This window comes from Treponema zioleckii (assembly GCF_014737315.1).
Lineage (GTDB): Bacteria > Spirochaetota > Spirochaetia > Treponematales > Treponemataceae > Treponema_D > Treponema_D zioleckii.
In genome coordinates, this window is record NZ_JPUF01000059.1 from 1 (window position 1) to 24,489 (window position 24,489).

A 24,489-nucleotide genomic window follows, 5' to 3' on the forward strand; every position below is an offset into this window, starting at 1 on the left:
AGCGGTTGAAAAAGATTTGTCTAAGCGGGAAGATTATAAAAAATCTGCTGAACAGGACAGAAAAAAGTTGGAGTCGCTCGGTGAACAGGTTGTCGTAAAAAATTCTGAGTATGATAACTTAGCTTTGTATCAGAAATTGCTGGAACATCTTTCGAATTATGCAACGTCTTATAACAACTGATGAAGTAAGCTGTGTGAATGCGGTATGGGGGGCTAGAAGAAGTTTTCTTTCAATGCACTATTTGTGGGATGTAACGTATTCTTGTGTATAAGAATTTGAAAGTGAATTGTGTGTCTCCTGTTTTTCGATGAATGAAGTGGCGTTTACGACGGGGAGGCAGGGCAGCTGTTTTCTCTTGGCTTGGATGACTCTTTTGCGGGCAAAATGATTGCGGGTGTATTAAATCCTAAAAACTGGGAAGCGAACAGAGAACCTGAAAATCATTGGGAAAATGAGACCTATGACTCAAATATAACACGGGAACAATATGAGAGTTCTTGGTATTTGCAGAGAAAAATGAGCTGGGAAGAAGTCCAGAAATATTTCAAGGAGAATCCAAACGGAATCTTATATAGACCAGCGGACGTATTTTCTTTTTACAAGAAAGAAAGCAAAAAGGATATCGTAGATCCAAATGCCTGTAATTTAGCTTTGGTTCCTCTAACATCGATTAAACTAAGCATTGCGGGCTTATTTTCAGCAGGTGTTGACTATGTGTTCCAAGTCGGTAAAAATTTTATACACGGTAAAGACGGAACGGATGCATTGTCGGATGTCAATGTAGGTGAAATTGGAAGTTCATATGTGTCCGGTGGTTTAAGTGCCCCGTTGTTTAATAAGGGGAATAAACTTGTAGGTTTCTTCCAGAATAAAATCGTGCGAAAAATTGTCCAACTTGGTACTAATGCAACTATATCTGCAGCGGCGAGCGTTCTTGGAACAATTGAAGAGAATTTGATAAATGGAGATTCTCCTTTTGAAAATGTAGAGAAGAATGCAATAGTATCGGGAATATCTGGTGGTATTGTGTCTGCATTATCAAAAACGCCGCCGATGACTGTGAAAGTCCCAGATTGAGAAATTGTCAAATGTTGTGGATGAAATTTCTGAGATTTGTTAGTGCAATCTGTAAAATTCCATCTACAAAAGTTCTGTCATCTTTGACCAACTAAGGGAATACTGAGGTTCAAAAAATAAATCGTCTGGTAAAATCAATGCTGATAATCTATTGACTAAAAATTACTAGATTATTAGCATTGCACCATGAAATTTGCGTTATCTGCATTGGTGGTACTTTTATTGGTATTAACAGGATGCTCTAATCGTGTTCAGCAGGAATATTTAAAAATCAAAAAAGCAGAATCAGAAAATAAATCTATTCCTAATGCAATTCTTTTGTTTGACGAGTCACATCCAGATTTTTTTAATTCCAAACTTGATTTGGGCGTTTATTATCTTGTTTCTGGTAATTATCTTGAAAGTAAATATTTCTTAGAAAAAGCGGAAGTTTTGTTGCCCAGCGATGTTTCTCTAGAAGACAAGGCTTTGTTGTATGGCTCTATTTCCGCAATAAGACTTATAGAGGCTGAATTTGACGAAGCCTGGAGCTATGCAAAAAAAGCTTACGATGTGCCTAAAGCCGGCAAATACTATGGTTATATTTGTGGGCGGATTCTTGTAGCCCAAAATAAGGATGATGAAGCTCTAAGATATTTTAACGAGTGTTATGATGCAAAACTTGCTGCGATAGATGCCGAGAGTGCCAGAGCTTATATGTATCTTCTTGCAAAAACTGAAAATTTTCAAAAAGCAAAAGATATTCTTGAAATTTATATTGAGAATGGCAACTATTTTGCAGGCCTTGGAATTTTTGCAAGCAATATTTATGAAAAGTGCGGAGACATTGAAAAATCAATATACATGGCATTCCTTGATTATGAATATCAAAGTTGCTTTATGAATCTTGACGATAATAAATTCCTTTTAAATCTTGACAGGCTTGATGCTGATTTTAGGACAAAGAACATTGCCTTGAATGATGCTTCTAGAAAAGCTATAGCCCAAATAAAATCCCTTTACGGAGATTCTTCTTTGGCAAGTCCCGCTTCTGATTTTTATGTTTCTCAATACATCCTTTGCCGCGAAAAAATCCGAGGCAAAACTTTTGATATAAAGGATTATGAGACTTACATTTCGCTTGAAAAATACTTTAAGGATTTTCCGTCGTATTACTGGACTTTAAGCAATCTTGCACCTGTATTTTCTAAAGATACGGCGGCTGAGGTTGCTCGGCAGGCAGCTATAAAAATAATTCAGCTGAATCCGAATTCAATTTATGTGCCGAGGTGTCGAGAAATACTTGGGAAAAGTGAAGGTCTTGAATTAGAAGATTGCAAAAAACTTCTCTTAGTTGATGAAATCGAAAATTCACTTTTTCTTTTTATAAAAACAGATGATTCCAGTTATCTTGAAAATGTTTATGAGTTCCTCTCATTAAATGATTGCAGTTATATATACGATGGGGTTACTTTTCTAAAAAAATGCATGTCGAATGAAAAACTCCATTCAGAATTTGTTGAAAAAAAGGAAAGCTCAACAGGACGATTGAAGGACAGGCTTTCATATATTCTTGCTTAGCCAGCCCTGTGTGTTTTTAAGATTGAGTGTTTGTTTATGATAAAGAAAATTTTTGTATGCTTTATTTTTATAGGGAGTTTGTTATTTTTTTCTTGTAAAGATGGGGCTATGGCCGAAAAATTATATTTAAAAGCAAATGAGTTTTATGTGCAGCAAAATTTTGCAGCAGCGACAGAATGCATTGATAAAGCTCTAAAAGAGGATTCAGGATTTTATCAAGCACAGCTTTTAAAATCTAAAATCTGTTATTTTTCGGATGACTATGATTCCGCTGAAAAACTCCTTAATAAGCTGGTAAAAAAATATCCTCAATATTCGGAAGCGAGAATCTGGAAAATAAGAAACTGCATGGCTCAAAAGAAATATGACTATTGTGAAAAATTATTGAAAGAGGAACTTTCTTTTAATCAGACGGATTGGCGGATTTATTATTTGTATTCCATTCTTGCAAATAAGCAGGAACAAATGGATAAACGTTTAGCAATGTGCAGAAAAGCTCTTGAGGTGCTGGAGGATAGTGAGAAAGTCTATATCGAAATGTCTGATTTGTGGATTCTGCTTGGAATGCGGAGCCATGCAATAGATGCCCTTGATAAGGCTGAGGTTATTTCTTCTTCCCCTGATGACATACGGTTGCTAAAAAAATACTTAAAAGAAGGCGGCGATATAAAGTGAAAAACTTTTGTGTTATAGGACTGCTTTCGCTTTTTTTAGTCTGTATGTCTTGCAATGTAATTTCATTCGATGATGATGATGTGATAAGCGAGCCTAATGAATCTGCGGCTTGGTTTGACGGTGAAACTGTTAATTTTAAATTCTCATGTGCAGTTCAGCATTATTACGCGGAAGAAAGTGTAATGCTAAAATCTGGAAACTCCCAATATTCATTAAGTAAAAGTTGGAAAAATGAAAGGACTTTGGCAATAAAACCTGAGGAGGGTTGGGTAAAGGGTCGTATTTATCAGGCTTCTCTAAATGGAACGATGTATAAAAATTCTGGTGCGATTTTTTCTGCATATACGGTAACGACTTTTAGGTATGGGGATAAGAACTGTACGTTCAATGTTATTGATATGACGAAATCTGAGCTGGACTGTGCAACAGACTATTCATTTTCTTTTGAATTCAATAAAAAAATAAGCAAGCTCGTTTTTGAAGAATGCTTTTCTATTTCGCCTTCGGTTGAGTATAAAATTGATGTAGATGATTCTAAGCAGAAAGTTACGGTAAGTCCAAAAAATAAGTGGGCAACAAACACATTGTATTCGTGGGAAATTAGGAGTCTTAAATCAATTGATAATTGGGAATTGCAGCAGAATCTTACAAATACATTTCAGACTGCAATCGATTATGAATCCCCGGTTCTCGAAAAAATATGTCCTGTGACTGACGCTTCGGAATCTGCCATTTGGTTTGAAGAGAAAAATCTTAATGAATTACTCTCTGGGAAAATGCCTATTGGTTTTGTTTTTTCTAAAACAATGGATTTTACTTCCGTAAAAAACTCTATATCTTTCTCGCCTTCAATAAACGGTTATTTTTTGCAAGCTGATAAGGAAGGCAAGCGTTTTCTTTATGTTCCAGAAGATTTTTATGCATTAGGAAAAAAATATGTTGTAACTGTTTCGAATACTGCCAGAGATACGAATAATCTCTGCTTGTATCGGGAGGTAAAAGAAAGCTTTACTTCGACAGATAAATATCTTGAGCTAAAATCCGTAAGATTTGATGCTACAGATGTTGAGAATTGGACAGTTTCGCCAGTCGTGCACAAAATTTCTAATAACTCGATATACATAATGCTGACGTTTAGCGAATCTATAGAAGAATATAAACTTGCTTCGGTTTCTGGCAGCATATCTCTGTCTCTTTTGTTTCCCATGTCTTCAAAAAGTCCTGTTAAAACAGAAGTTTCTTGGAATAAAGATAGGAATGTGCTGACTTTAGGTTATTCAAACCTTACTGTAAAAAGTTCTGATCAGACAACCTATTATCGCTTAAAACTGCTTGGTGGCAAGTCTGGTATAAACACTGGAACAGGAATCTATTTAAAGGAAGATATATGTATAAATATTCAGCCAGAGTAGTAAAATTTATATTTTCTTTTTTGAGCCTATTCCTGATTGGCTGTGGCTCGAAACTTCTTCCCGAATTAAAAATAAATTCTGTAACTTATGATGAGAAAAAGTTTATCGTTCGCTTCTCTGGCGAGGTTGAAAAAACTTCAATCGCGAAAGCTGTGAGTTTACTCGAAGACGAGAGCAGTGTTGCTTTAACGTATGAATTTTACGGTAGCACCGTTTTTATTTTCCCTAAAACTGGTATCAGAAAAAATTATGATTATAAATTTATAATTTCTAATGCCGCTGAGGACATTGCTGGCTGTTCTCTGGAAACTAATTTTATTCACGAATTTTCGACACGTGCAGAAAAAATTAGGCCTGAGGTAATAAGTATTAGTCCTAAAAATGATGGAAAGATTATGGAAGAACTTACTGAGATAAAGATAGATTTTTCCGAAAGTATTAATCGACACACTTTTGAAGAGGCGTTTTCTGTGAGACCGAAATTTGATTTTTTTACGATTTATGAAAACGAGGATAAAACGGTTTTGATTATGCCAAAATCTACTTTGGAACCGAATAAAGAATATGTGCTATCAATAAGTAACAAGATGGAAGACTTGTGCAGAAACTCATTGGCAAGTGAGTATAAATCCGTTTTTTACTATAAGCAGGATTCTGTGGAGCCTAAGGTCTCGGTGATGTTGAAAAATGCAGATTATACAGGTGTTGTTGAAAACTCTTCGAGAATAGAATCTGTTCCTGTTGATTCTGATATTCGTATTGAATTTGATAAGCCGATGAATCTTTCAACAGCTACTTCTTATTTTTCTGTTATCCCCACAATTTTGTACACTGTCGAGAGAGACGAAAAAGATGGCCGCTATTTAATTTTAGATTTGACGAATGTGGAATGGGGCAAAGAATATCTTTTGAGAATAGAGAAAGGAATGATGGATATAGGCGGAAACTCTATAAAAGAGGATAAAGAATATACGATAGTCTTTAATAATGAAAAAAATCGGCCTGTTACTTTTTTAGAAGGGTATTTTCAAACTTCCAGTTGGACTTCATCAGAACATTCGTCGGATGATTATAAACTGATTGATGATTTAAATAATTACACAAGTTTAATTATGAAAGGGACTGATTTTACAGCTTCCGCAGAAAAAGACTGTAATCTGTATCTTGTTTTTGGCTGTTCTAAGACATCGGACGGGTTAGATATATTTTCTGTTTTGGATTCTGTTTCTATATCCGCGACGAATTCTTGTTGTTCAATTGATATAAGGAAAATGAGAATCTTAGATTCTAGTGAGTATGCGTCAGAATACATAGATACGCTTTTTACAGAGCTTGTTAATTCTGCGGATTCGAAGATTTGTGTTGTAAAAGTTACATTTCAGTTTTTGAATTCTGACAAAGAAGGTGTTGTGACAATTTCACTTGATAAAGGTATCTGCGACTCGCTGGGGAATTCAATGCTAAAAGAAAAGACGTTTGTTCTAAATAAATAAAAAAAAGATGGTATTTAAATGAAAAAATTAAATTCTTTGCTATTTTGTATTATTTTTGCTTTTCTTACATTTTCATGTGCTTCAACTTCTAGAAGTGGCTATGAAATACTTCCAGATAAAAATACTGATTACAAACTTGTTGTTCGGGACATAAAAGTTTCGATGGAAAACGTTGAGGAATCTGTTTTTTCGGACCAAATATTAAAAATGGTGCAGTCGCTAATTGCTCCTAAGAATCAGGAATGTGGTCAAGACTTGATTCTTGATGTTATTGTAAATCAAAAGTCATTTTATGAAGATATTAAGCAATATAATTCTGTTTTTATGGTTTATACCTTAAAAGAGCGTGGCGAAAAATGTGTTTTACAGAAAGGTATTTATATAAAAACATTGGAATCAATCGCATCGAGTTCTTTTCAATATAAACTTACAGCAGAAATGATGCAGGATGCGAATTCATTCTTAGAAAAAAGTGCAAACATAACAAAATGAACAAAATCTATTTTCCTCTAAAAGCAAGTCTTATATTAATTGTTTTGTTTTGCTGTTTTTTAGGACAATTACATCCTCAAATTTCTATAAAATCTTCTAGGGAAGCGGCAGATTTTGCAGTGGCAAATTCAAATATATATTCTCTGAAGCGGCTTATGCTAGAAAGTTCCTCTAAATCAGCGAGACTTTCAATTTCGGAGTTTTTGCCTAAGCTAGACTTATCATGGACAGAAGACGATTCCGTAAAAGTTGGTGGTGCTGATACTAGGGCAAAGTCTATCTCTGCCGGGGTGACACAGCTTGTTTTTGATGGAGGTAAAGCCAAGCTTGCTTATGATATGAATAAAACTGCCAGTTACTATAACCTTAAACTTTATGAATCTGAATTAAATAGGTTTCGTTCTTCTGTAATAGATTCGTACTATGAAATTTTGCAACTTCAACAGCAAGTGATGATTCAGGAGCAGCTTGAGAGCAATGCAAAAATTCAGCTTGATATTATGAAAAAGGAAACTGAATTAGGGCTTGCTCTTGAAACAGATTATTTTGAATATCTTATTTCATTCAATAAAATTCAAGATGAAACGAAACAGTATAAGCGAGAACTTAGAACTAAACTAAGAACTTTTAAAATATTAATAGGACTTGAAATAACTTCGGAAGTTATTGTAACGGATTCTGTGGAAGAGGATATGATTTTTCTTCCATGTCTTGAAGATAATATAGATTATTTATGGCAAATACTTAAAAATAATAGTCCTATTATAAAAAAATCACGAGCTGAATTTTTTTATGCAGAGAAACAGTATCTTTATTCAAATAGAATTTATATGCCAAATATTTCATTGAACGGAAACGTTGCGTTTTCAGGGACAGCATATCCGTTAAATAATCCAAATTATACTGCAAAAGTAATAATTAGTTTTCCAAGCAATTCCTTGTTTCCAATTTCTTTGCAAAATGGGTATACCATCAATCAGCATCGACTTGCAGCTGTTAATAATTCCGCGTCTGTATCTGTAATTCCGCAACCAGATTTTTTTGTAAATAAAAGAACGGAGCGTATTTCCTTAAACTCAAAACGACAGGATTTACATGATGAAGAAACGGCACTTTACGAGAGTCTTTTTGAAAAAGTCGCTATGTATGATGATTGCGTTGATACTATTGAAAGATTAAAAGATACAATTCAGCTGCAAGAAAAACGGCTTTTGGCGAATAAACTTCGGCTCGAAAAAGGTTTGTTGAAAAAAATCGAGTATTTGGAACTTTTGCAGCAATTGGCACAACAGAAAATTGCGCTTGCAAAATCTGAAATTTCAATAAAATCAATAGTCCGGGAACTAGAAATTATGTTATGTATTCCGTTTGGAGGATTGAAAACATGTCTTCAAAAATAGCTTTTGTGGTTGTTGTATGTTTTGTCTTGCTATTTCTTTCTTGTAATGAAAAGGATTCTGATTTTTTGTTAGAAACAGAGACTCCGAATGTAAAAGCTATAACAGTAGAAGAAAAACTTTTAAATGATGAACTTAATGGTTTTGGAACAATAGCTTATAAATCAAAAAATGATGTTACGGTTCAAGTTGCAGGGGTAATTACGGAGTTCAAGGTAAAAGAAGGTGATTATGTTAAAAAGGGCGATGTTTTGGCTGTTCTAAAGAACATTCAGCTTGAAATACAAAAAGAGCAGTATGAAAGTAATCTTGATTCGGCTAAAGCATCTCTTCAATTGATACGAACAGAACTTAATGAGCAAATCTTATCCATAGAGAGCAGGCTTCTTTCTATCGACAAAGCTAAATTAAACATAAAACAAAAAGAACAGGAGCTGGAGTTTCAAGAAAAGAACTATGAGAATCAAAAAATTCTGTACGAAGTTGGTGGTGTAACCGATTCATCTCTCAACCAATTAAAAATAAACCTGGATTCTTTAAAAACTGATATTGAGATGTTGAAAAAGGAACTTGAAATATTGAGTCTTGGGCTGCGTGATGAAGATTTAAGAAATAATAACATAACGCCATCTAGTGATGCAAAAATTCGAAAACAGCAAATAATAGAACTGAACTTAAAATCAAAGCGTGCTGAAATATCTCGTGCAGAATCCTCGGTAAAGGCTGCAAGCCAGCAATTAAAATCTGCAAATAAAATGCTGGAGGAGTTAAAAATAAAGGCTCCTGTTGCAGGGGTTATTGGTCAAAATTATTATGAAAATGGCGAATACATAGAAGCAAATCAAAAACTTACGACTTTGATTGATATATCAACCGTATATGCTCTCATGCACATTCAAGAACAGGATATGGTAAATTTCTCCAAAGGAACGTCTGTTTTAATAACAGTACCTTCATTAAATCAGGAGTATAAAAGTTCAATTTCAGAAATATCTCCGATAGCGGATTCTGCAAGTGGAAACTTTAGCGTAAAAGCCATGCTTACGAATACAGAGGCTGTAATAAAACCCGGAATGTTCTTAAAATGTTCAATCCAACGAAAAAATCCAAAAAGCTATCCTGTAATTTTAGAAACTTGTGCGGTTTCGGTTTCTGAAAATTCTGCAAAGGTGTTTGCGGTTGTAAATGGTTTTGCGGTTGAAAAAATTGTGAAAATAGTTGCGCTAAAAGATGGGTATATGTGGTGTGATAATTCAATAAAAGCTGGCGATATCATAATTGATAATCCATCTCCATTTTTAAAAGAAGGTCAAAAGGTTATTTTTCCGTGAGAAGTTTTATTGTGTTTTCTGTAAGGCATCCTGTCTCTGTATTGATGGTTGTTCTTGCCACTGTTTTTTGTTCATTAATAAGTACCAATATTATTCAAAGTGATTTTGTCCCAAAAATGGACGAACATTTTATATTAATTTCTTCAGATTTTTCTGGTTTAAATGCCTCTGAAATGAGAAAACTTGTGACAATTCCTATAGAAGATAGTGTTGCCTCATTAAAAGGTGTAAAAAATATTTCATCGACAACAAGGGATTCGGTATCCCTAATACTTATTGAGCTTCAGTTTGGTATTGATTCAAAAATGGCTTTATCCGAGTGCCGACAGCTTATAGACCAATGTTACGAGGTTTTGCCAACAGGAGTTTCAAAGCCTGATGTAATTATATACAATCCAACTCAAAAAGAGACTTTATCCCTGATAATAAATGTAAAAGATGGTGATTTAAAATATGCCCGCTATATTTGTGACAATGATATAAAAGGCAGGCTTCAGAGAATTCAGGGGATTGCAACTGTCGGAATTCACGGCGGTGAGAAAGAAGAGATACATGTCCTTCTCGATAAAACAAAAATCGAAAGCTTAAGACTTTCAATAGAGAATATTTCTGAAATACTTTCTTATGCGAATTTTGAATATCCTGCCGGAACCATAAAGAATGGAAACAAAGATATCTTATTTAAAACAAAAGGTCTGTTTGCAAGTGTCGATGATATTTTGAATGTTCCTATTTCTTTTCAAAATGAACAGATAATTCATCTGGGCAATATTGGAACTGTAAAAGAGGGTGTTGAAAAGAAAAAATCATTCAATATGTATAATGGGCAAGAAGTAATTTGTATTAACCTTTATAAAAAAAGTGACATATCGCCGCTTTCAGTTTCTAATGCTGTTAAAAAAGAAATAAAAAAGCTGAATGATCTTTATGGAAATAATTTAGAATTTAAAATTATTTCCGATACGAGTGAGGAACTTAAAGATTCATTTGTCCAGCTTTTTTACTCCGCAATAGTAGGAATTGTTATTACTTTGGTAATTCTTTTGATTTTTTTTAGAAGATTCAGTATTGCATTGCTTGCGGCTTCAATAATGCCGATAACAATCCTTTTTAGTATTCTGATTTTGTACCTCGCAGGAAAAACTGTTAATATTCTTTCGATTTCGGGTATTGCTATTGGACTTGGTATGGTAATTGACCCTGCGATAGTTACAATTGAAAATGTTCTAAAAAATCTAAAAATAAATAGAGTTAGTCAAAATAAGTTTGAAATTGTAATCCGTGCCACCGAAAATGTCTCTCTTTCATCGTTTGGTTCGGCAATAACAACCGTCATTGTTTTTATTCCGTTCTTTTTCTTACCAGGAATAACAGGAAAACTTTTTTCCGATATGGCTACTGCTGTTATCTCGTCAATAAGTTTTGCATGTTTTCTGTCGTTAACATTTGTTCCGTCAATTCTGACTTTATACATTAGGATTAATAAGCTCAACGACAAGGCTGAGCTTAATATTTCAAAAATTGAAAATTTTTATTCAGAAAAATTGCGCGTTGTCTTTAAGAAAAAGATTGTGATACCTTTAATTTTAGCGATATGCATTATTTGTGGTTCATTCTGTATAAAAATATTGAGCAAAGAAATACTTCCCAAGAAAAAATCAAGTTATACTGTAGCAACAGTTCTTTATAAGGATAGTATGAGTATTGAGAAGTTGTTGAATGACTCTTTGATGCTTTCTCGCGAACTGAAAAAATATAATTTTGTAACTGATATTAATATATCTGGTGGTGTTGAAAAGGATGATCTTAAAATTCTAACTAATCCTCAGTTCCGTAAAGAAATGCTTACAATAAAATGTCGTACTACGAATGAAAGAAAGTGCAAAAAACTTATCGAATCTCTTTTTTCTACCGCTGAGCATGAAATATTTTTTAATGAAAACAAAGATATTATTTCTCAACTATTTCAGGTAGATTCATCTTCAAGGATTTTAAGTGATGAAACTCCTGAAAGGCTTAATGAGAAACTTGAGCGTCTGAAAAAACAGGAGCCAGTTTCTAAAGTTGTACCTTCTAATACTGTTTATGAATATGTTTTTGTGCCAGACAGAGCTGCTTGCTCAAGATTTGGAGTGTCGGCTGTAAAAATGGCAAAATTGGCCAGGGATAATCTTGAGGGAGTTTATTCAAGCCCGCTTTATAAAAACGGGAGAGAAATTCCAGTGCTTGTAAAGTATCCTGAAAAAACAATCACAACGTCTGCAGACTTGGAAAATTCGATTGTTATTCTGAAAGATTCATATATTCCTTTCTCTTCGCTTGGGCATATTGATTATAGTAAGTCTGAGAAAATTTTTTATCGATACAATAGAAAAGATTCAAAACGGCTTGTTTTTACTGCTACTGAAAATGAACTTTCTAACAGAGAGAAAACTTTTTTGCTCTTTGGGTTAAAAAATCCGGGAAAAGAGGAGATTGAATATCTTTTTAAGGATTCTCTATTCCTTTTAGCGATAATTCTCATTCTTTTATATTGTGTAATGGGCGCGCAATTTGAATCTTTTTTAATTCCTATTCTTATTTTATTTGCAATTCCGCCAGCTTTTTCTGGTGCGTTTATGGCATTGTTTTTAACAGGTCAGTCAATCAATTTGAACAGCATTATAGCTTTAGTAGTCTTATTTGGTACGTCTGTAAATAATTCGATTTTATTGTATGAAGCTATTCTGCTCGAAAATTCGATAACGGTTGAAAATGTTATAAAAGCAAGTGTTTCAAAGTTGCGCTCAATTTTGGTTACGACGGTAACGACTGTTTTTGCCTTGATTCCGTTTACGTTTGACTTTAATGGTACGAATACGCAGAATTCAATGGCAATAGCTATTATTGGTGGACTTTCTCTTTCTTTAATAATTGTACTTTTTATTATTCCGCCCATTTTATATATGGTACTAAGAAATAAAAAATTAAAATGAAAAATTGGTTTGTAGCGAAAAAATTTGTATTTTTTGTACTCGCCTCAATTACGGCAATAATTGTTATTGGTGTTTCTAATGTTGAGATTGGAGTAAAATCCAACTCAAAACATGACGTCTTTTCAATTGAATTTGAATATTATGGAATGGACTCATCAAAAATTGAAGAACTGATAACAATACCACTTGAGCAAAAATTATTGGGACTGGAAAATCTCTTAGAGTTAACCTCGACAACGGAGTATGGAAAAAGCGTAACAACTGTATATTTTAAGAAAACAAAAAAATAAATGATATTTATTTTTCAATCAGGAATATTGTAGATACTCTTTATCTGACTTTGCCAAAAGATGTTCAAAAACCAAGAATTTATACTTCGGAAGGCACTTCTAAAAGTGTCTTAAGTATAGCCTGTAAACAAAATAACAAGCAGATTTACCTTAGGGATTTACTAGAATCTACGTTAAAAAAGAAAATTGAAGCCGTAAATGGCGTGTCAGAAGTCTTGATAACAGGTGGCTATCAAAAAGAATTATTAGTTGCTTTCAATCCTGAAAAAAGTGCCGCATCGCTTCAGAATCCAAATAATTATGCGAGTGCGATACAGGATTCAAATTCTGTATCTTTGGGCAGTGAATTTAGGCAGAAAAACAAGAATGTAGCCATTCAATTTGATACAAAGATAAAAAATATTGAAGAAATAAAAGAACTTCCCCTGATGATAGGTGAAAGTTACAGTAAATTAAAATTTCTCTCAGATATAGCTTTTACTTCAAAAGAAAATGATGAAATTGTTAGAATTGACGGAAACGAATCTATTTCGATAAATGTAAAATCTGATTCGAATGGCAATAATATTAGGATTTCTAAAGAAGTTCGCAAAATCCTAAAAGAATTCTCTGCAGGTAATATTGACTTCAAGATACTTTATGACGAGGGGGAAAAGCAATTATTTCTTATAAAGAATGTGTTGATTTCGCTTCTTGAAAGTCTTGTGTGTGTTTTTCTGATAATTCCGTTTTTTTATAAATCGCACCGCACGATTTTTTTAATTCTAACTTTGTTACTCTTTACTTGTGCATGGACTATAGGAATCCTCAGCTTTACAGGATTCTCGCTCAATCAAAACACTATTTCGGGATTGGTTATTGCTTTAGGTCTTATTGTAGATTCGGCGCTCGTAATTGCAGAAAATGCGGAGATATGTAAAAAACAAACGGAATTTATTGCGGCCCTAAAGAGATTAACACCGGCTCTTATTTTCGCAGGATTAACAACAGTTCTTGCTCTTATACCATTGTTTTTTTTAGATGTTATAGTTCCTGGTTCAAAGCAAGTTGCTATAACGATAGGAATTATGATTGCTGTTTCGTTAGTTCTTTCTATTCTTTTTGTGTCTCCATTTATATTCGTAGGGGGGGACGAAAGAAATGAGTTTTGTAAATTCAATATAAATTCATATATTAAGCGTTTTTATACACGATTCGGATTCCGTTGCTCAAGTTTTTCTGTTAAACACAAAAAACTAACAAGTGTTATTTACTTTATTCTTATCCTTTGCCCTGTGTTTATTTTTTTTGCGGCTGGTAAAAACATTTCATTTGATAATTCTAGTGATATTCTTTATTGCTCAGTTGATTATGAGAGTGAAGTTTCAAGTTCATATATTGATGGAGAACTTGAAAGATTTATAAAAAAACTTTCTTCAAATAAATTTGTAACTTTTGTAAGAACAGAAAGCCGAAAAGGGAGTGCGGATATTGAGATTGGAATAAAAGATAAATCAAAAGAAAAAATAGGCATCTTATGTCTCATCTCTTTCAGAGATGCTACCTGATGGATTCCTCTATGTTCCAGAAGTGACCTCAAAAAAGTCTGGCGCAAAGAAGGTGAAATCTTTTCAAATAGCTTTTTTAGGGGATGAATCAAAATTATGTCGTTCATATTGTGAGCAAGCTGCAAAACTTTTAAATGAAAGCCCATACTGTTCTTCTGCAGTTTTAAATTTTAAAAAGGTAGAAAAAGAATATGCTTTTGCTCCTGACAGGAGTGAATTGGTAAAAAATAATCTGTCTGTGCAAAGTGTTGCTTCAACTTTACGGTGGTTTATGTTTGGCCCTGTCGCTGATAAATGGCTTTCTGATGGAAAGGAATATGACATACGGCTGGTTGGAAAAAATCTTAGGAAAGCGAGCCTTGAGACAATAGAGAATCTTTATATACCTGTTGAAAATTCGGCAGTGAGATTATCATCATTAGGGAAAATCCAGTTAAAGGATTCAAATGGCAAAATTTACAGAAAAGATGGGCGGCGATGTGCTTATATAACTGTTGAGATTATGAATTTAAGTACAGATGAGGCAATGTCTTCTATAAAAAAATCCTTAAAATCATTGGAGTTTGAAAAGGGGTACGGATATTTATTTTCCAATGAAGTTGAAGAATTTGCTGATAATTATAAGTTGATATTTAAGATGCTAATTATAAGCATAATTGGGATATTCATGCTCCTGACATTTCTAACGGAAAATATAAAAAAATCAATGTTAATTATTTCTATAATTCCTGTTTCTTTGGTGTTCCCATTGGCAATAAAATTTATTATCTCTGTTCCATTAGAATTGGGCGATATAGTAGGCATGATTGTTCTTTCAGGAATTTCCGTAAATAACGCTATATATATTATGGAGAGTGAAAAAAATCTAGTAATATTCAAAGTTCGGGAAAAAATAAAAAGTATCTTTGTAACGTCTCTAACAACGATTGTAGGTTCTATTCCTTTATACTTCATGGCAACAGATTCATTTTCAAAAAGCCTTGCGTTCTTTATGATATTTGGAATACTTGATTCTCTATTTTCAACTGTTCTTTTATTTCCAGGTGTTGCTAGTTCAAAAAACTCTCCGGGGCATAAAGAACCGAACCATGCTCGCTGATATAAAAATCTGTTCATTTGATATGATGGAATACTTGAAATAAGGTACTAAAAATGAAAAAAAACTTTGTGGCGTTATTGCTTTTTACATGCTTAATGAGTGCATTTTTTGCGGAAGATTTTGGTGTAATTGCCCCTGAGAAAGTAGGGGCAAGTGCTGAGTTTAGGCTTCCATACAAAAATGTGAAAGGAAGATATAAATACTTTAATGAAAAAGTAAAATCCGCGCTTATCATTGATAATATTATGGTTGATGGTATTCCTCTGATTCCTGTGTATGATATACCTTATATTTCGTTCTTACCGATGAATACGACATAGAACGGATAGCTTCTTCGGAACAATTTTCATATATTACAATGTCATGGCGGAAAGATAAAAATAAAAATTGGGCTTTTCCGTACAGAGGTGATTTGTTCGTTGTTGCGTCGGGAACAGAAGTGACTGTTTGTTACAGGATTGTATATCCGTTTCCATTTGGAAATTCCGAAAAGCTTTTGCAACGAAAATTCAATAAAAAATACATTTCCCCTGGTTACTCAGCAACTATTATTTTACCAGCAATGAAATCTCAATAGTACAACAGCCTAACATCTAGCGTTTTGGTGGGCGGAATTGCGGTGGTTGAGTAGCGGAGCCTGTCGAAACACAATCACCGTAGCTGACAAGTGCTCCGCCTACCGAATACGTTTGTAAACTGCCTAATGCGACTCAAAGCCAAATAAGCGAGGTGGTCTGCGAATGTGCGAGTTGACTCTTCTCCCCTCAAAGTTGATTGTCCCCCGGATTGTATTTAAAATACTTGCATGAAAATTTTCTTTGCGGTGTGTTTTTTGTTTTTTTCGGCGGGATTGTTTGCTCTTCCGTTTTTTGGGAGCGGGGAAAAAAGGGATTCAATTTTTTTTGAGGCTATGGATTCTCCGGTTTCGATTGTTTCTTACGGAAAAAATGCCGCACGGGCGAACGGGCTTGCAAAAAATAGAATCTTGCAGATTGAGGATTTGATTTCTGTTACAAAAAATGGCAGTGACGTTTTTAGGCTCAATTCTGCGGAAAGTTTTCCCGTAAAAATTCACGGCGAAACATTACAGCTTTTTTGGTTTGCCCGCGACGTTTACAAAAAAACTTCTGGTGCGCTGAATCCTGCGATTTTTCCCGTGGTTCGGGCGTGGGGATTTACGACAGGAAAATATCGCGTTCCGAGTGACGAAGAAATTTCCGCGCTCCTTAAAAAAACGGATTTTTCAAAAGTCACTTTGGCTGGCGTTACGTCAGCTCCCGTGCCTTTTGTTGCCTCTCTTTCGATGCAAACAGGTATGATGCTTGATTTTGGCTCTCTCGGAAAAGGTTTTGCCTGCGACGAGGCTGTAAGAATCTTAAAAAAATCGGGCATAACTTCCGCGCTTTTGGATTTGGGCGGGAACATTTATGTGCTCGGAAAAAAGATTGACGGCTCTGATTGGAAAGTCGGCATAAAGAATCCGTTGGGCGAGGGCGTTGCGCTTAGCCTAAAAGTGCACGATTCGGCAGTGGTGACGAGCGGCTGTTACGAAAGATTTTTTGAAGAAGGCGGAAAACGCTACGGTCATATTTTTGACGGAAAAACCGGCCGTCCTGTGGAAAATGAACTTGCCTCGGTGACGGTGGTTTGCGAGAGCGGCTTGTACGCGGATGCGCTCAGCACGGCTCTTTTTGTAAAGGGAAGCGCCGCCGCGATTGAATTTTGGCAAGCCCACAAGGACTTTGGGCTTGCCTTGATTTTTAAGGACGGCTCAAAGTGGCTCTCTCCGGGGCTTCCGCTTCTTTCTGAGCTTTCTGTTGAACGCTAAAATTTTCTTTCGGTGCGGCGGATTTCAAATTCCTGTTTTGCGTCTTTTTTTGAAGGATTGTCCTTGCGTTTGTAAAAATCATGAAGATTTTGCTGCGCAGAAAATCCGCCTTCATTTTCTTTTGGAACCCATTTTCCGTCCGCCTGCAATTCATGGCTGTTTGTGTCGTCATCAAAAAAATTCATCAGCGTGGTTTTTATCGTCTTAAAAGCCTGCTTGTCGGTAATCGGGAACATGAGTTCCACCCGGCGGTCAAGATTTCTTGGCATCCAGTCCGCGCTGCTAAGGTAAAGCTCTTCTTCGCCGGAATTCTTAAAATAGAAAATCCTTGAGTGTTCGAGGTATCGTCCTACGATCGAAATGACTTTTATGTTTTCGCTCAAGCCTTTTACGCCCGGAACGAGCTGGCAGATTCCGCGCACGTTCAAAAGAACTTTTACGCCCGCCTGGCTTGCCCTGTAAAGCATCTGGATTATTTCTTCGTGGCCGAGGCTGTTCATTTTTGCGACGATTAGCCCAGGATTTTCTGGAGTTGAATTTTCGATTTCGCGCTCAATCATTTTTAGGAGCCGGGTTTTTAAATTTATCGGTGCCATAAAAATCGTGTTCATTGACTGCAAAATCGAATATCCGCTCACGAGGTTAAAGAACATTGTAATGTCGTTGGCGATTTCTGATTTTGAGGTAAAAAGCGAAATGTCGCTGTAAATTTTTGCGGTGTCGGCGTTGTAGTTTCCGGTGCTCAGATGCACGTACCGCTTGATTCCGTCGTTTTCTCGGCGGACGACCAGCGCGGCTTTGCTGTGCACTTTTAGGTTCACGATTCCGTAGATTACGATTACGCCCGACTTTTCGAGCTGTTTTACCCACGTAATGTTTCTCTGCTCGTCAAATCGGGCTTTTATTTCTACGAATGCGGTCACTTGCTTGCCGCTTTTTGCCGCGCGCATGAGTGCCTTGATGATTTCGGAGCGTTTGCCCGTGCGGTACAAAGTGATTTTTATTGCGAGCACCTTCGGGTCGTCTGCCGCGTCCGAGATGAATTTTATTACCGGGTCGAACGACTCATACGGAAAGTTCAGAACGATGTCGCTTTCTTTTAGGGACTTAAAAATGTTGTCTTTCGCGTTGATTTCGGTCGGATAATAGTTTTTCCAAGGATTGAAGAAAAGTTCTTTGTCCGCGCGCGAGCTTATTTCCCTAAAATCTTCGAGGTGAACCGGACCGTTGATTTTGTAAATGTCATCTTCCGAAAGTTCCTGATTTTTTGCAATCAACTCGCGGAGTTCTTCGTTTTCTTCGCCGTCGGTGCAGAGCATTCTTACCGCGAACGAAGAATCTCTTCCTGCGAGCGTTTCTTCCATTGCTTCTATGTAGTGACTTCCCGAATCTTCGTCCACGCCCGAATCCGCGTCTCGGTCAATCGAAAAAATCATTGACTTTTCTTCGTCGAATCCTGGAAAGAGTTTTGTTCCGTAGGTTAAGATTATGTCGTCCAGCGTCGTAAAGTATTTTTTTGCGGTGGTGCGCCGTGGAAAATCATCTTCATTTTCTTCATCATCATCAGAATTTGCCGACGGAAACCAGATTATTTTGTCTTCGTTCTGCGGAATTTGAATGAGCGCAAAGAGATTGTTTTTTGTAACGTCTTTTTTTTCGCCGCTGAGTTTTTGAAAATCTGAATTCAAAAAATCCGAGTGGATTCCTGGGATTTGCTTGAGCTTAAAAATTACGTTGGAATTCTTTCCCGAAATGTGCGGAAAATTGTTCGGCTCGATTCTGAGCGGAGTTAAAAGCGGAAAAATTTCGTTCTGAAAAAAATTCAGCGAGAATGCTTTTTGCTGGTCTGTAAAATCTTTTGGCTTAACATAAACCAGTCCGTGTTCCGAAAGTTCGGGGAGAATCTGATTGTTGAATTCTTCGCACTGATTTTTTATTATCTCGTGGCTTCGCTCGTTTATTTTTTTTATGATTTCGTCCGTGGTGAACCCTGAGATGTCTTTTGCGTCGTTCGTTGTTTTTGCGAGCCGTTTGAGCGAGGCTACGCGCACCTGAAAGAATTCCGCAAAGTTCGTTGAGACAATCGCGAGAAATCCCAGACGTTCGAGTAGCGGATTTGATTTTTTGCAACCTTCGTGCAGGATGCGTGCGTTGAATTCAACCCATGAAAGGTCTCTGTTAAAAAACTGCGAATATCCCATCGTTTGTCTCCTTTTTTATTATGTCATTCTGAACTTGTTTCAGAATCTTAAATTTTTGAAACTGCAAGGGAATGCCGAAACGGGTTCGGCATGACAATTTGGGGCATTTCTAAAAACTTAAAAGTTGAGTGTTTTTAGAGCCTCCATTTATTAAATTTGTTAGACCAAAATCACTTTGTAGCCGAAGACGGACTCAAATAGATTTGATTTTTCTGAAATTGCGAATTTTTCGAGAACGTTGTTGTGCGAGCCGTCCGTTCGGATTGTCATTGTTTCGGTGGAGAAAGAGATTTTAAATCCGTTGATTCTTTGCGTGTGCGAGCGGTCAAGGCTGTCGGCGATTCGCAGGATGGCTGTGAGTTTTAAAATCGTAAGGCGTGTTTCGCGCGGGAGCGTTACGAAGAACGGGTCGTCCTTCATGCTTTTTGAGCCTCTGTGCCATTTTGCGATTTGCGCTACGATTGTAATGTCGTCCTTGCTCATTCCGAAAATCTCAGAATGTTCTATTATATACTTCGAGTGCTCGTGGTGATCGCTCGGTCTGATGAAAGTGCCAATGTCGTGCAGGAGGGCTGCGATTTCCAGGAGCATTTTTGCTTTGTTGTGAAGTCCAAGCTCGTCTTTTAGCGAGTCAAAAAATTTGGAGCACATCATTCTTACGTATTTTGCGTGGTTTTCGTCGCCGTGGTACTTTCGTAAGAGATTTAGCGCGCTCGCCATAATCTGTTCGTAAAATTCCTGCTGAATGTCTGTCTGCGAGCTTGCGTTCTGCAAAGCCATTTTTTTTGAGATGATTATTCCGTCGCGAAGGTTCGTTTCTGGCACGAGAAGTGAATCCGCGTTCGTCAGGTTCAAGAAAAGTTGGTAGACGAGCAGGTTCAGGTGCAGTGACTGCGCTTCGTTTATGGAGATTTTGAATCGGGCGGTGAGTTCTTCTGCCGAATAATCCTGAATTTCGTTTAAGAATTCCGCAAAGTTTTTTCGTTCGATTTTCCAGAGAAATGCCGAAATCGGTTCTCCTGCAAAAATTGCCGCGATTTTCATGTCGTTTCCGAGTGCAAAGAATTGCTCTACTTCTTCAAGGTTCAGTTCGTTGCTCAGCGAGACTTTTGTGTTGTTTATGTACTCCGCGGCGTAGCGTTTTGCGTCTTCCATTGAGCCCATCATGAATTTTAGCTGCTGCTCGATGATAACGGTTCCGAGGCGGATGCTGTGCGCGCCCGCGATTTTGCCTTTTGTGCTGAGCATGATTTCGGTTGAGCCGCCGCCCACTTCAAGAATGATGCTGTCTTTTTCGGTAACGCTTACGTGCTGACCTTTTAGGCAGTCGTTTATGGCAAGGTACATGAGGCGGTTTTCTTCGATTCCGTCGATTACTTTTACGCGGAAGCCGGTTTTTACCATGATTCGGTCTAGCACGGAATCGCGGTTTTTGGCTTCGCGGATTGCGCTTGTGGCGACTACCGTGGTGTCTTCGGGCAGAATTTGCCAGCCCAAAAGCTGTTCCCTAAAGCGGTTCAGAATGGAAAGGCACTGGAGGAGAATTGTTCGGCTGATTGTGCCGGACGTAAAAACATCGCGACCGAGGGCTACAGGCAGTTCTGCGCGGTCAAGTATGCTGTGCGTGCCGTGATTGTCGATTTCTGCCACGAGCAATCGGATTCCTGTTGAGCCGATTTCGATTGCGGCCTCTGTTTTTGTCATTTTCCACCTCCATTTTTAAATTGTTGACGACTCTAAAAAAAAACGGTGGCTCAAAACCACCGTTTGTCAGTATCTGAATCTTAGAGCTTGTCTATTAGCATTGAACACTTTCCAGACGGAATAGGCAGAGTCTTTTTCTTTTGATCGAGGATGTTGATTGTAAAATAGTAAAGTTTTTCGCTTTCCATTTGGATTTCCCATCCGCGTGGACTTTTGTTGCTCAAAATCGTGATGAGATTTCGTTTGAGGGAAAGCTTTTCGATTCCCATAATCTCAAGGTTCGGAATAATCCAATCAACCGTTTTTCGCGGCAAGCTGATTGAAAGTCCGATTACGTTCTCAATCATCAGCGCGATTGTTGAAAGCCCGATTGTAAGCATGTAGTGCTTTTTCGGGAAGTCTTCCGACGATTTTGAAACGGCAGGGCCCTCTTTGCACGGTAAGTACGCTTCGTAAAGGTCTCCCTTGCTTCCGTCGGCTGGCGAAAGGGCTTCAAGAATGAAATATAGGTGGCGTATCGTACACTCTCGTGCCAAATCGTACCGCTGGTATTTTTCAAGTCCCTTTATGAGCATAAAGTTGAATGCAGGGTAAACGCTTCCGTGGAAGAAATCTCCGTCCTCTGTGAATTCCGGGCTGTCTGCGCTCAACGTCGGGAACGGATGGTCTGTTCCGAATGTTTTTGGATTCGAAAGATGGGCGATTAATGCGTCTGCTTTGTCGGCATTCGGAATTTCTGCAAGAAGCGGCCAGAATCCTGCGATTGTTTTTTGAGGAAGTTTCTGCTCGTCTTTGTCCAAATCATGATAGAAACCTGTTTCGCTGTCCCACATGAGCGAGTTGATTCTTGTCTTGAGACTAAAATAAGCCCTCTTGTACTGGAAGCTCAGTTCTTTGTCGTTGAGGATGTCTCCGAGAGAACTCATGTTCAGCGCGTTTATTGCCATTGCCGTGTTAAAGTCAATCGGATAGTAAGTTCCTTCGCGAGGTGAGTTGTGCATTGTAGAAGCTGTGGGAGGAGCTGAGTAAAGTCCGTTCGGCTGCTTAAAATTCGCGTCAATCCAGTTCATGTAGTTTAAGAGAACCGGCATTATGTCTTTTACGCGGCGTTTGTTGGCAGATTTGTGGTAAAGGTTGAATTCTGCCCACGCAAACAACGGCATTCCGAGTCCTTCAGGATTCGAGTCATCGACAATTTTCTCATTTGTCTTTAAATCGTACTTCCATCGGATTGCACCGTTTTCTTCTTGCTTGCTGTAGAAATAGTCGAGATTCTTTTCTGCAGTGTAGTTTTTATTTGAGTAAACAAGGAAAAAAGAAGAGAAAATCGACTCGAACTGATCGATTACAAGTTTGTCTTCGTTCGGAAAAACAAAATATCCGTCTGGAGCTATCTCGTTTGTTTTTGGGTTTACCCACGAGGACGAAAGCCAATTCCATGTTTTATCATAAATATCAACAAAATCCTGATCATAAAAATGGATTTTAGGAAAATCTTTTTTGTTCACAAAAACTCCACAGTGAAAAATTTTTCACGTAGCACTCATTATAGCATAAAAATGCAAAAATGAGCATAAGAAGTTAATTTTTTTTGTTTTTTAACGACTTTTTTAGGCGACGCTTAATTTGCCGTGTTGTAAGTGAGCCTTACTGTTTCAGTCTCGGTTTTGTGCCTTGACTTCAAGAGCAACGTTCTTGTGTTTGCAAGGTGCGTGTATCCCGAAGAATTGTATCGTTCGAAATTAGGGTCTGGTCTGTAGCTGAGACCGTAAATTTCTATTTTGTTGAATTGGCGGATTCCGTTGAAGATTACGTGATGAATTGCGCCCTGCGGGAATTTTATGTTGATTGTTCCCACAAGGTTTGACTCGGTGTAAGTTATTGAATCTGCAACCGTCCAAGCCCAAATGTTCTGTGTCCTTGAAATGACTTCAAAGTGCGGGTAATTCTTGTTCTGAACCAGAATCGGGTAAAGCTCGGCAATGAGTTTTGCGTCTGGAAGATGATAGAGCAGTGCAGAGCTTATGAGTGCCTGTCCGGCCGCAAGAATGTCGTTTGCCTGAGTCTTTTCGCCGTAATGAACGAGAGCCGCGCCTGCTTTTAATGTGAGCGAGAGCGATACCGGAGTTTCGTTTTCGTTCAGAACCAAAGATTCGTCTGTGACGGCACAATTTGTTTCGATTGTGCTTACGCATTTTTTGATTACTGGTTCGAGTGGAGCTGCCAAGCTTGAATCCATCTCTGAGAGGCGGAGATATGTCGTAAGAATTCCCACTGCCTCTGAAACGGTCGGCGTAAAGCCCGGAATCGTTGACGGAAGGGCGAGCAAATTCGTTATGTTAGGAGTTGCGCCCGTAATGTTTATGTAATCTGGCAAGTCTGACACAGAGAAAATACCGAGATTGCTTGTTATGACGGCGTTTCCGATTGAGTCTGCCATTTCCTGCGAATGCTTTATGAGAGTCGCGTTCATTGCGTTCAGATTGTTGAAGTACGGTGTTGAGAGATATGTTCTCTTGTTTCCGGTTCTGAATGATGGAGGCACGGTGTTCAGGGCTTCTGTGTAACGGTTCTGGGAAGCCATTTCGGCAATGTATGCGATTACCATTTCTTCCGTGAGGAGAGACGGATTTTTTAGCATTTCTTGCATTGAAGTGATTACTTTTTCTCTGAAAGTCTTTATGCAAGTGTCGTAAGTTTGTTTTTGGGCAACAGTCATGTCTGGCGACAGTGAAGCGAAAGTGAACGTTGTCGTCGGGTCGTAGATTGCGAATGAGGCGAATGAGCTTTCGTTTGAAAAGTTGACCTGGTTGTCGTTAAGCTGATGTGCAGAGAACGCATACATCGAATTCCGTGAGTTGAATATGTTTCTTGAAGATGTTTTTTCTGAAATCGAATAGCCGGACGTAGGTTCAAAATTGAGCGAGAGTTCCTTTGCGTATTCTGGAAGTTTTGCGCTTACAGAAAGAGACGCGTTTGGCGTGTCGTCGCTGACCGTAAAAGTGAGCGAGGTGTTTTCCGTAAAATTGAACGTGAGCGAAAGCGGAGAAGTTTCTTCGTAAGAAATGAATTCCAGTGCGTGGACTGAACTGTCGCTTTCGAATGCGAGCGTGGCCGGCGTGCTTTCGTCAGCCTTGAATTCAATTCCTTTGAAAGTGATTTTTAGGTAATTCTTTAAAGATGTGCTTCCGTCTTTGTTCTGTGATTGTGACATGGATGCACGGAGCGCACCTATATTTTTTGAAAATACGGATTCATTTCTAAATTGAAGGATAAAAATGCCGACAATAATAACACTATATAGAACGATAAGCCCAAGAGACTTTCTTACTGGATGACTAAACATTCTTGAAAGTTTATCTAATTCTACTTGTAAAATCAAGGTTGCCTATGCTGCCTATAGATGA

The 24,489-nt window shown here is 37.4% G+C and carries 19 protein-coding genes; 15 read left to right on the forward strand and 4 right to left on the reverse strand.

Annotated elements, in window-relative coordinates; genetic code table 11:
* From JI65_RS13430 to JI65_RS13500, 15 genes are all read left to right on the forward strand, one after another.
* On the forward strand, nt 1-181 hold a 181-nt coding region (locus JI65_RS13430), incomplete at its 5' end, for a hypothetical protein (protein WP_191017550.1).
* Between the two features lie 180 nt (nt 182-361).
* Nucleotides 362-1,078 (forward strand): hypothetical protein, encoded by a 717-nt coding sequence (locus tag JI65_RS13435; protein WP_191017552.1) that lies wholly within the window; start codon nt 362-364, stop codon nt 1,076-1,078.
* Nucleotides 1,079-1,264: 186 nt separating this feature from the next.
* Nucleotides 1,265-2,638, forward strand: coding sequence for a tetratricopeptide repeat protein (locus tag JI65_RS13440; RefSeq protein WP_191017554.1), 1,374 nt, complete (start codon nt 1,265-1,267; stop codon nt 2,636-2,638).
* Between the two features lie 36 nt (nt 2,639-2,674).
* Entirely contained in the window at nt 2,675-3,313 is a 639-nt protein-coding gene (locus tag JI65_RS13445; RefSeq protein WP_191017556.1) for a tetratricopeptide repeat protein, read from the forward strand.
* A gap of 44 nt (nt 3,314-3,357) precedes the next feature.
* On the forward strand, nt 3,358-4,725 hold the full coding sequence (locus JI65_RS13450; RefSeq protein ID WP_191017558.1) for a hypothetical protein: 1,368 nt from the start codon (nt 3,358-3,360) through the stop codon (nt 4,723-4,725).
* Nucleotides 4,701-6,218, forward strand: coding sequence for an Ig-like domain-containing domain (locus JI65_RS13455; RefSeq protein ID WP_191017560.1), 1,518 nt, complete (start codon nt 4,701-4,703; stop codon nt 6,216-6,218). The genes JI65_RS13450 and JI65_RS13455 overlap by 25 nt, the downstream gene beginning before the upstream one ends.
* 18 nt (nt 6,219-6,236) lie before the next feature.
* The gene (locus JI65_RS13460; RefSeq protein WP_191017562.1) at nt 6,237-6,710 is read left to right on the forward strand and encodes a hypothetical protein; all 474 of its coding nucleotides are present in this window, start codon (nt 6,237-6,239) and stop codon (nt 6,708-6,710) included.
* Nucleotides 6,707-8,110, forward strand: a complete 1,404-nt coding sequence (locus tag JI65_RS13465; protein ID WP_191017564.1) for a TolC family protein — start codon at nt 6,707-6,709, stop codon at nt 8,108-8,110. The genes JI65_RS13460 and JI65_RS13465 overlap by 4 nt, the downstream gene beginning before the upstream one ends.
* Complete coding sequence (locus JI65_RS13470; RefSeq protein ID WP_191017566.1) at nt 8,095-9,438, forward strand: efflux RND transporter periplasmic adaptor subunit; 1,344 nt, start codon at nt 8,095-8,097, stop codon at nt 9,436-9,438. Before JI65_RS13465 ends, JI65_RS13470 begins: the two co-directional genes overlap by 16 nt.
* An 11-nt stretch (nt 9,439-9,449) precedes the next feature.
* Entirely contained in the window at nt 9,450-12,413 is a 2,964-nt protein-coding gene (locus tag JI65_RS13475) for an efflux RND transporter permease subunit (protein ID WP_191017569.1), read from the forward strand.
* Complete coding sequence (locus JI65_RS17595; protein WP_191017570.1) at nt 12,410-12,703, forward strand: efflux RND transporter permease subunit; 294 nt, start codon at nt 12,410-12,412, stop codon at nt 12,701-12,703. Before JI65_RS13475 ends, JI65_RS17595 begins: the two co-directional genes overlap by 4 nt.
* A 50-nt stretch (nt 12,704-12,753) precedes the next feature.
* Nucleotides 12,754-14,250, forward strand: a complete 1,497-nt coding sequence (locus tag JI65_RS13485) for an efflux RND transporter permease subunit (RefSeq protein WP_191017572.1) — start codon at nt 12,754-12,756, stop codon at nt 14,248-14,250.
* On the forward strand, nt 14,240-15,349 hold the full coding sequence (locus JI65_RS13490; RefSeq protein WP_277950605.1) for an efflux RND transporter permease subunit: 1,110 nt from the start codon (nt 14,240-14,242) through the stop codon (nt 15,347-15,349). Before JI65_RS13485 ends, JI65_RS13490 begins: the two co-directional genes overlap by 11 nt.
* Before the next feature lie 53 nt (nt 15,350-15,402).
* The gene (locus JI65_RS13495) at nt 15,403-15,669 is read left to right on the forward strand and encodes a hypothetical protein (RefSeq protein WP_191017576.1); all 267 of its coding nucleotides are present in this window, start codon (nt 15,403-15,405) and stop codon (nt 15,667-15,669) included.
* Nucleotides 15,670-16,259: 590 nt separating this feature from the next.
* The gene (locus JI65_RS13500) at nt 16,260-17,177 is read left to right on the forward strand and encodes an FAD:protein FMN transferase (protein WP_191017579.1); all 918 of its coding nucleotides are present in this window, start codon (nt 16,260-16,262) and stop codon (nt 17,175-17,177) included.
* On the opposite strand, the gene ppk1 is transcribed toward JI65_RS13500, so the two are convergent.
* The 4 genes from ppk1 to JI65_RS13520 all read right to left on the reverse strand — a co-directional run bounded on the left by ppk1 (nt 17,174) and on the right by JI65_RS13520 (nt 24,296).
* Nucleotides 17,174-19,378 carry a polyphosphate kinase 1 gene (gene ppk1 / locus JI65_RS13505; RefSeq protein WP_191017581.1) on the reverse strand — a complete coding sequence of 735 codons (2,205 nt, stop codon included), beginning with the start codon at nt 19,376-19,378 and terminating at the stop codon, nt 17,174-17,176. The genes JI65_RS13500 and ppk1 overlap by 4 nt on opposite strands.
* Before the next feature lie 159 nt (nt 19,379-19,537).
* Nucleotides 19,538-21,082, reverse strand: coding sequence for a Ppx/GppA phosphatase family protein (locus tag JI65_RS13510; protein WP_191017584.1), 1,545 nt, complete (start codon nt 21,080-21,082; stop codon nt 19,538-19,540).
* Nucleotides 21,083-21,162: 80 nt separating this feature from the next.
* The gene (locus JI65_RS13515) at nt 21,163-22,590 is read right to left on the reverse strand and encodes an MGH1-like glycoside hydrolase domain-containing protein (RefSeq protein WP_191017586.1); all 1,428 of its coding nucleotides are present in this window, start codon (nt 22,588-22,590) and stop codon (nt 21,163-21,165) included.
* A 113-nt stretch (nt 22,591-22,703) separates the two neighbouring features.
* Nucleotides 22,704-24,296 (reverse strand): hypothetical protein, encoded by a 1,593-nt coding sequence (locus tag JI65_RS13520; RefSeq protein ID WP_191017588.1) that lies wholly within the window; start codon nt 24,294-24,296, stop codon nt 22,704-22,706.
* Nucleotides 24,297-24,489 lie beyond the last annotated feature (193 nt).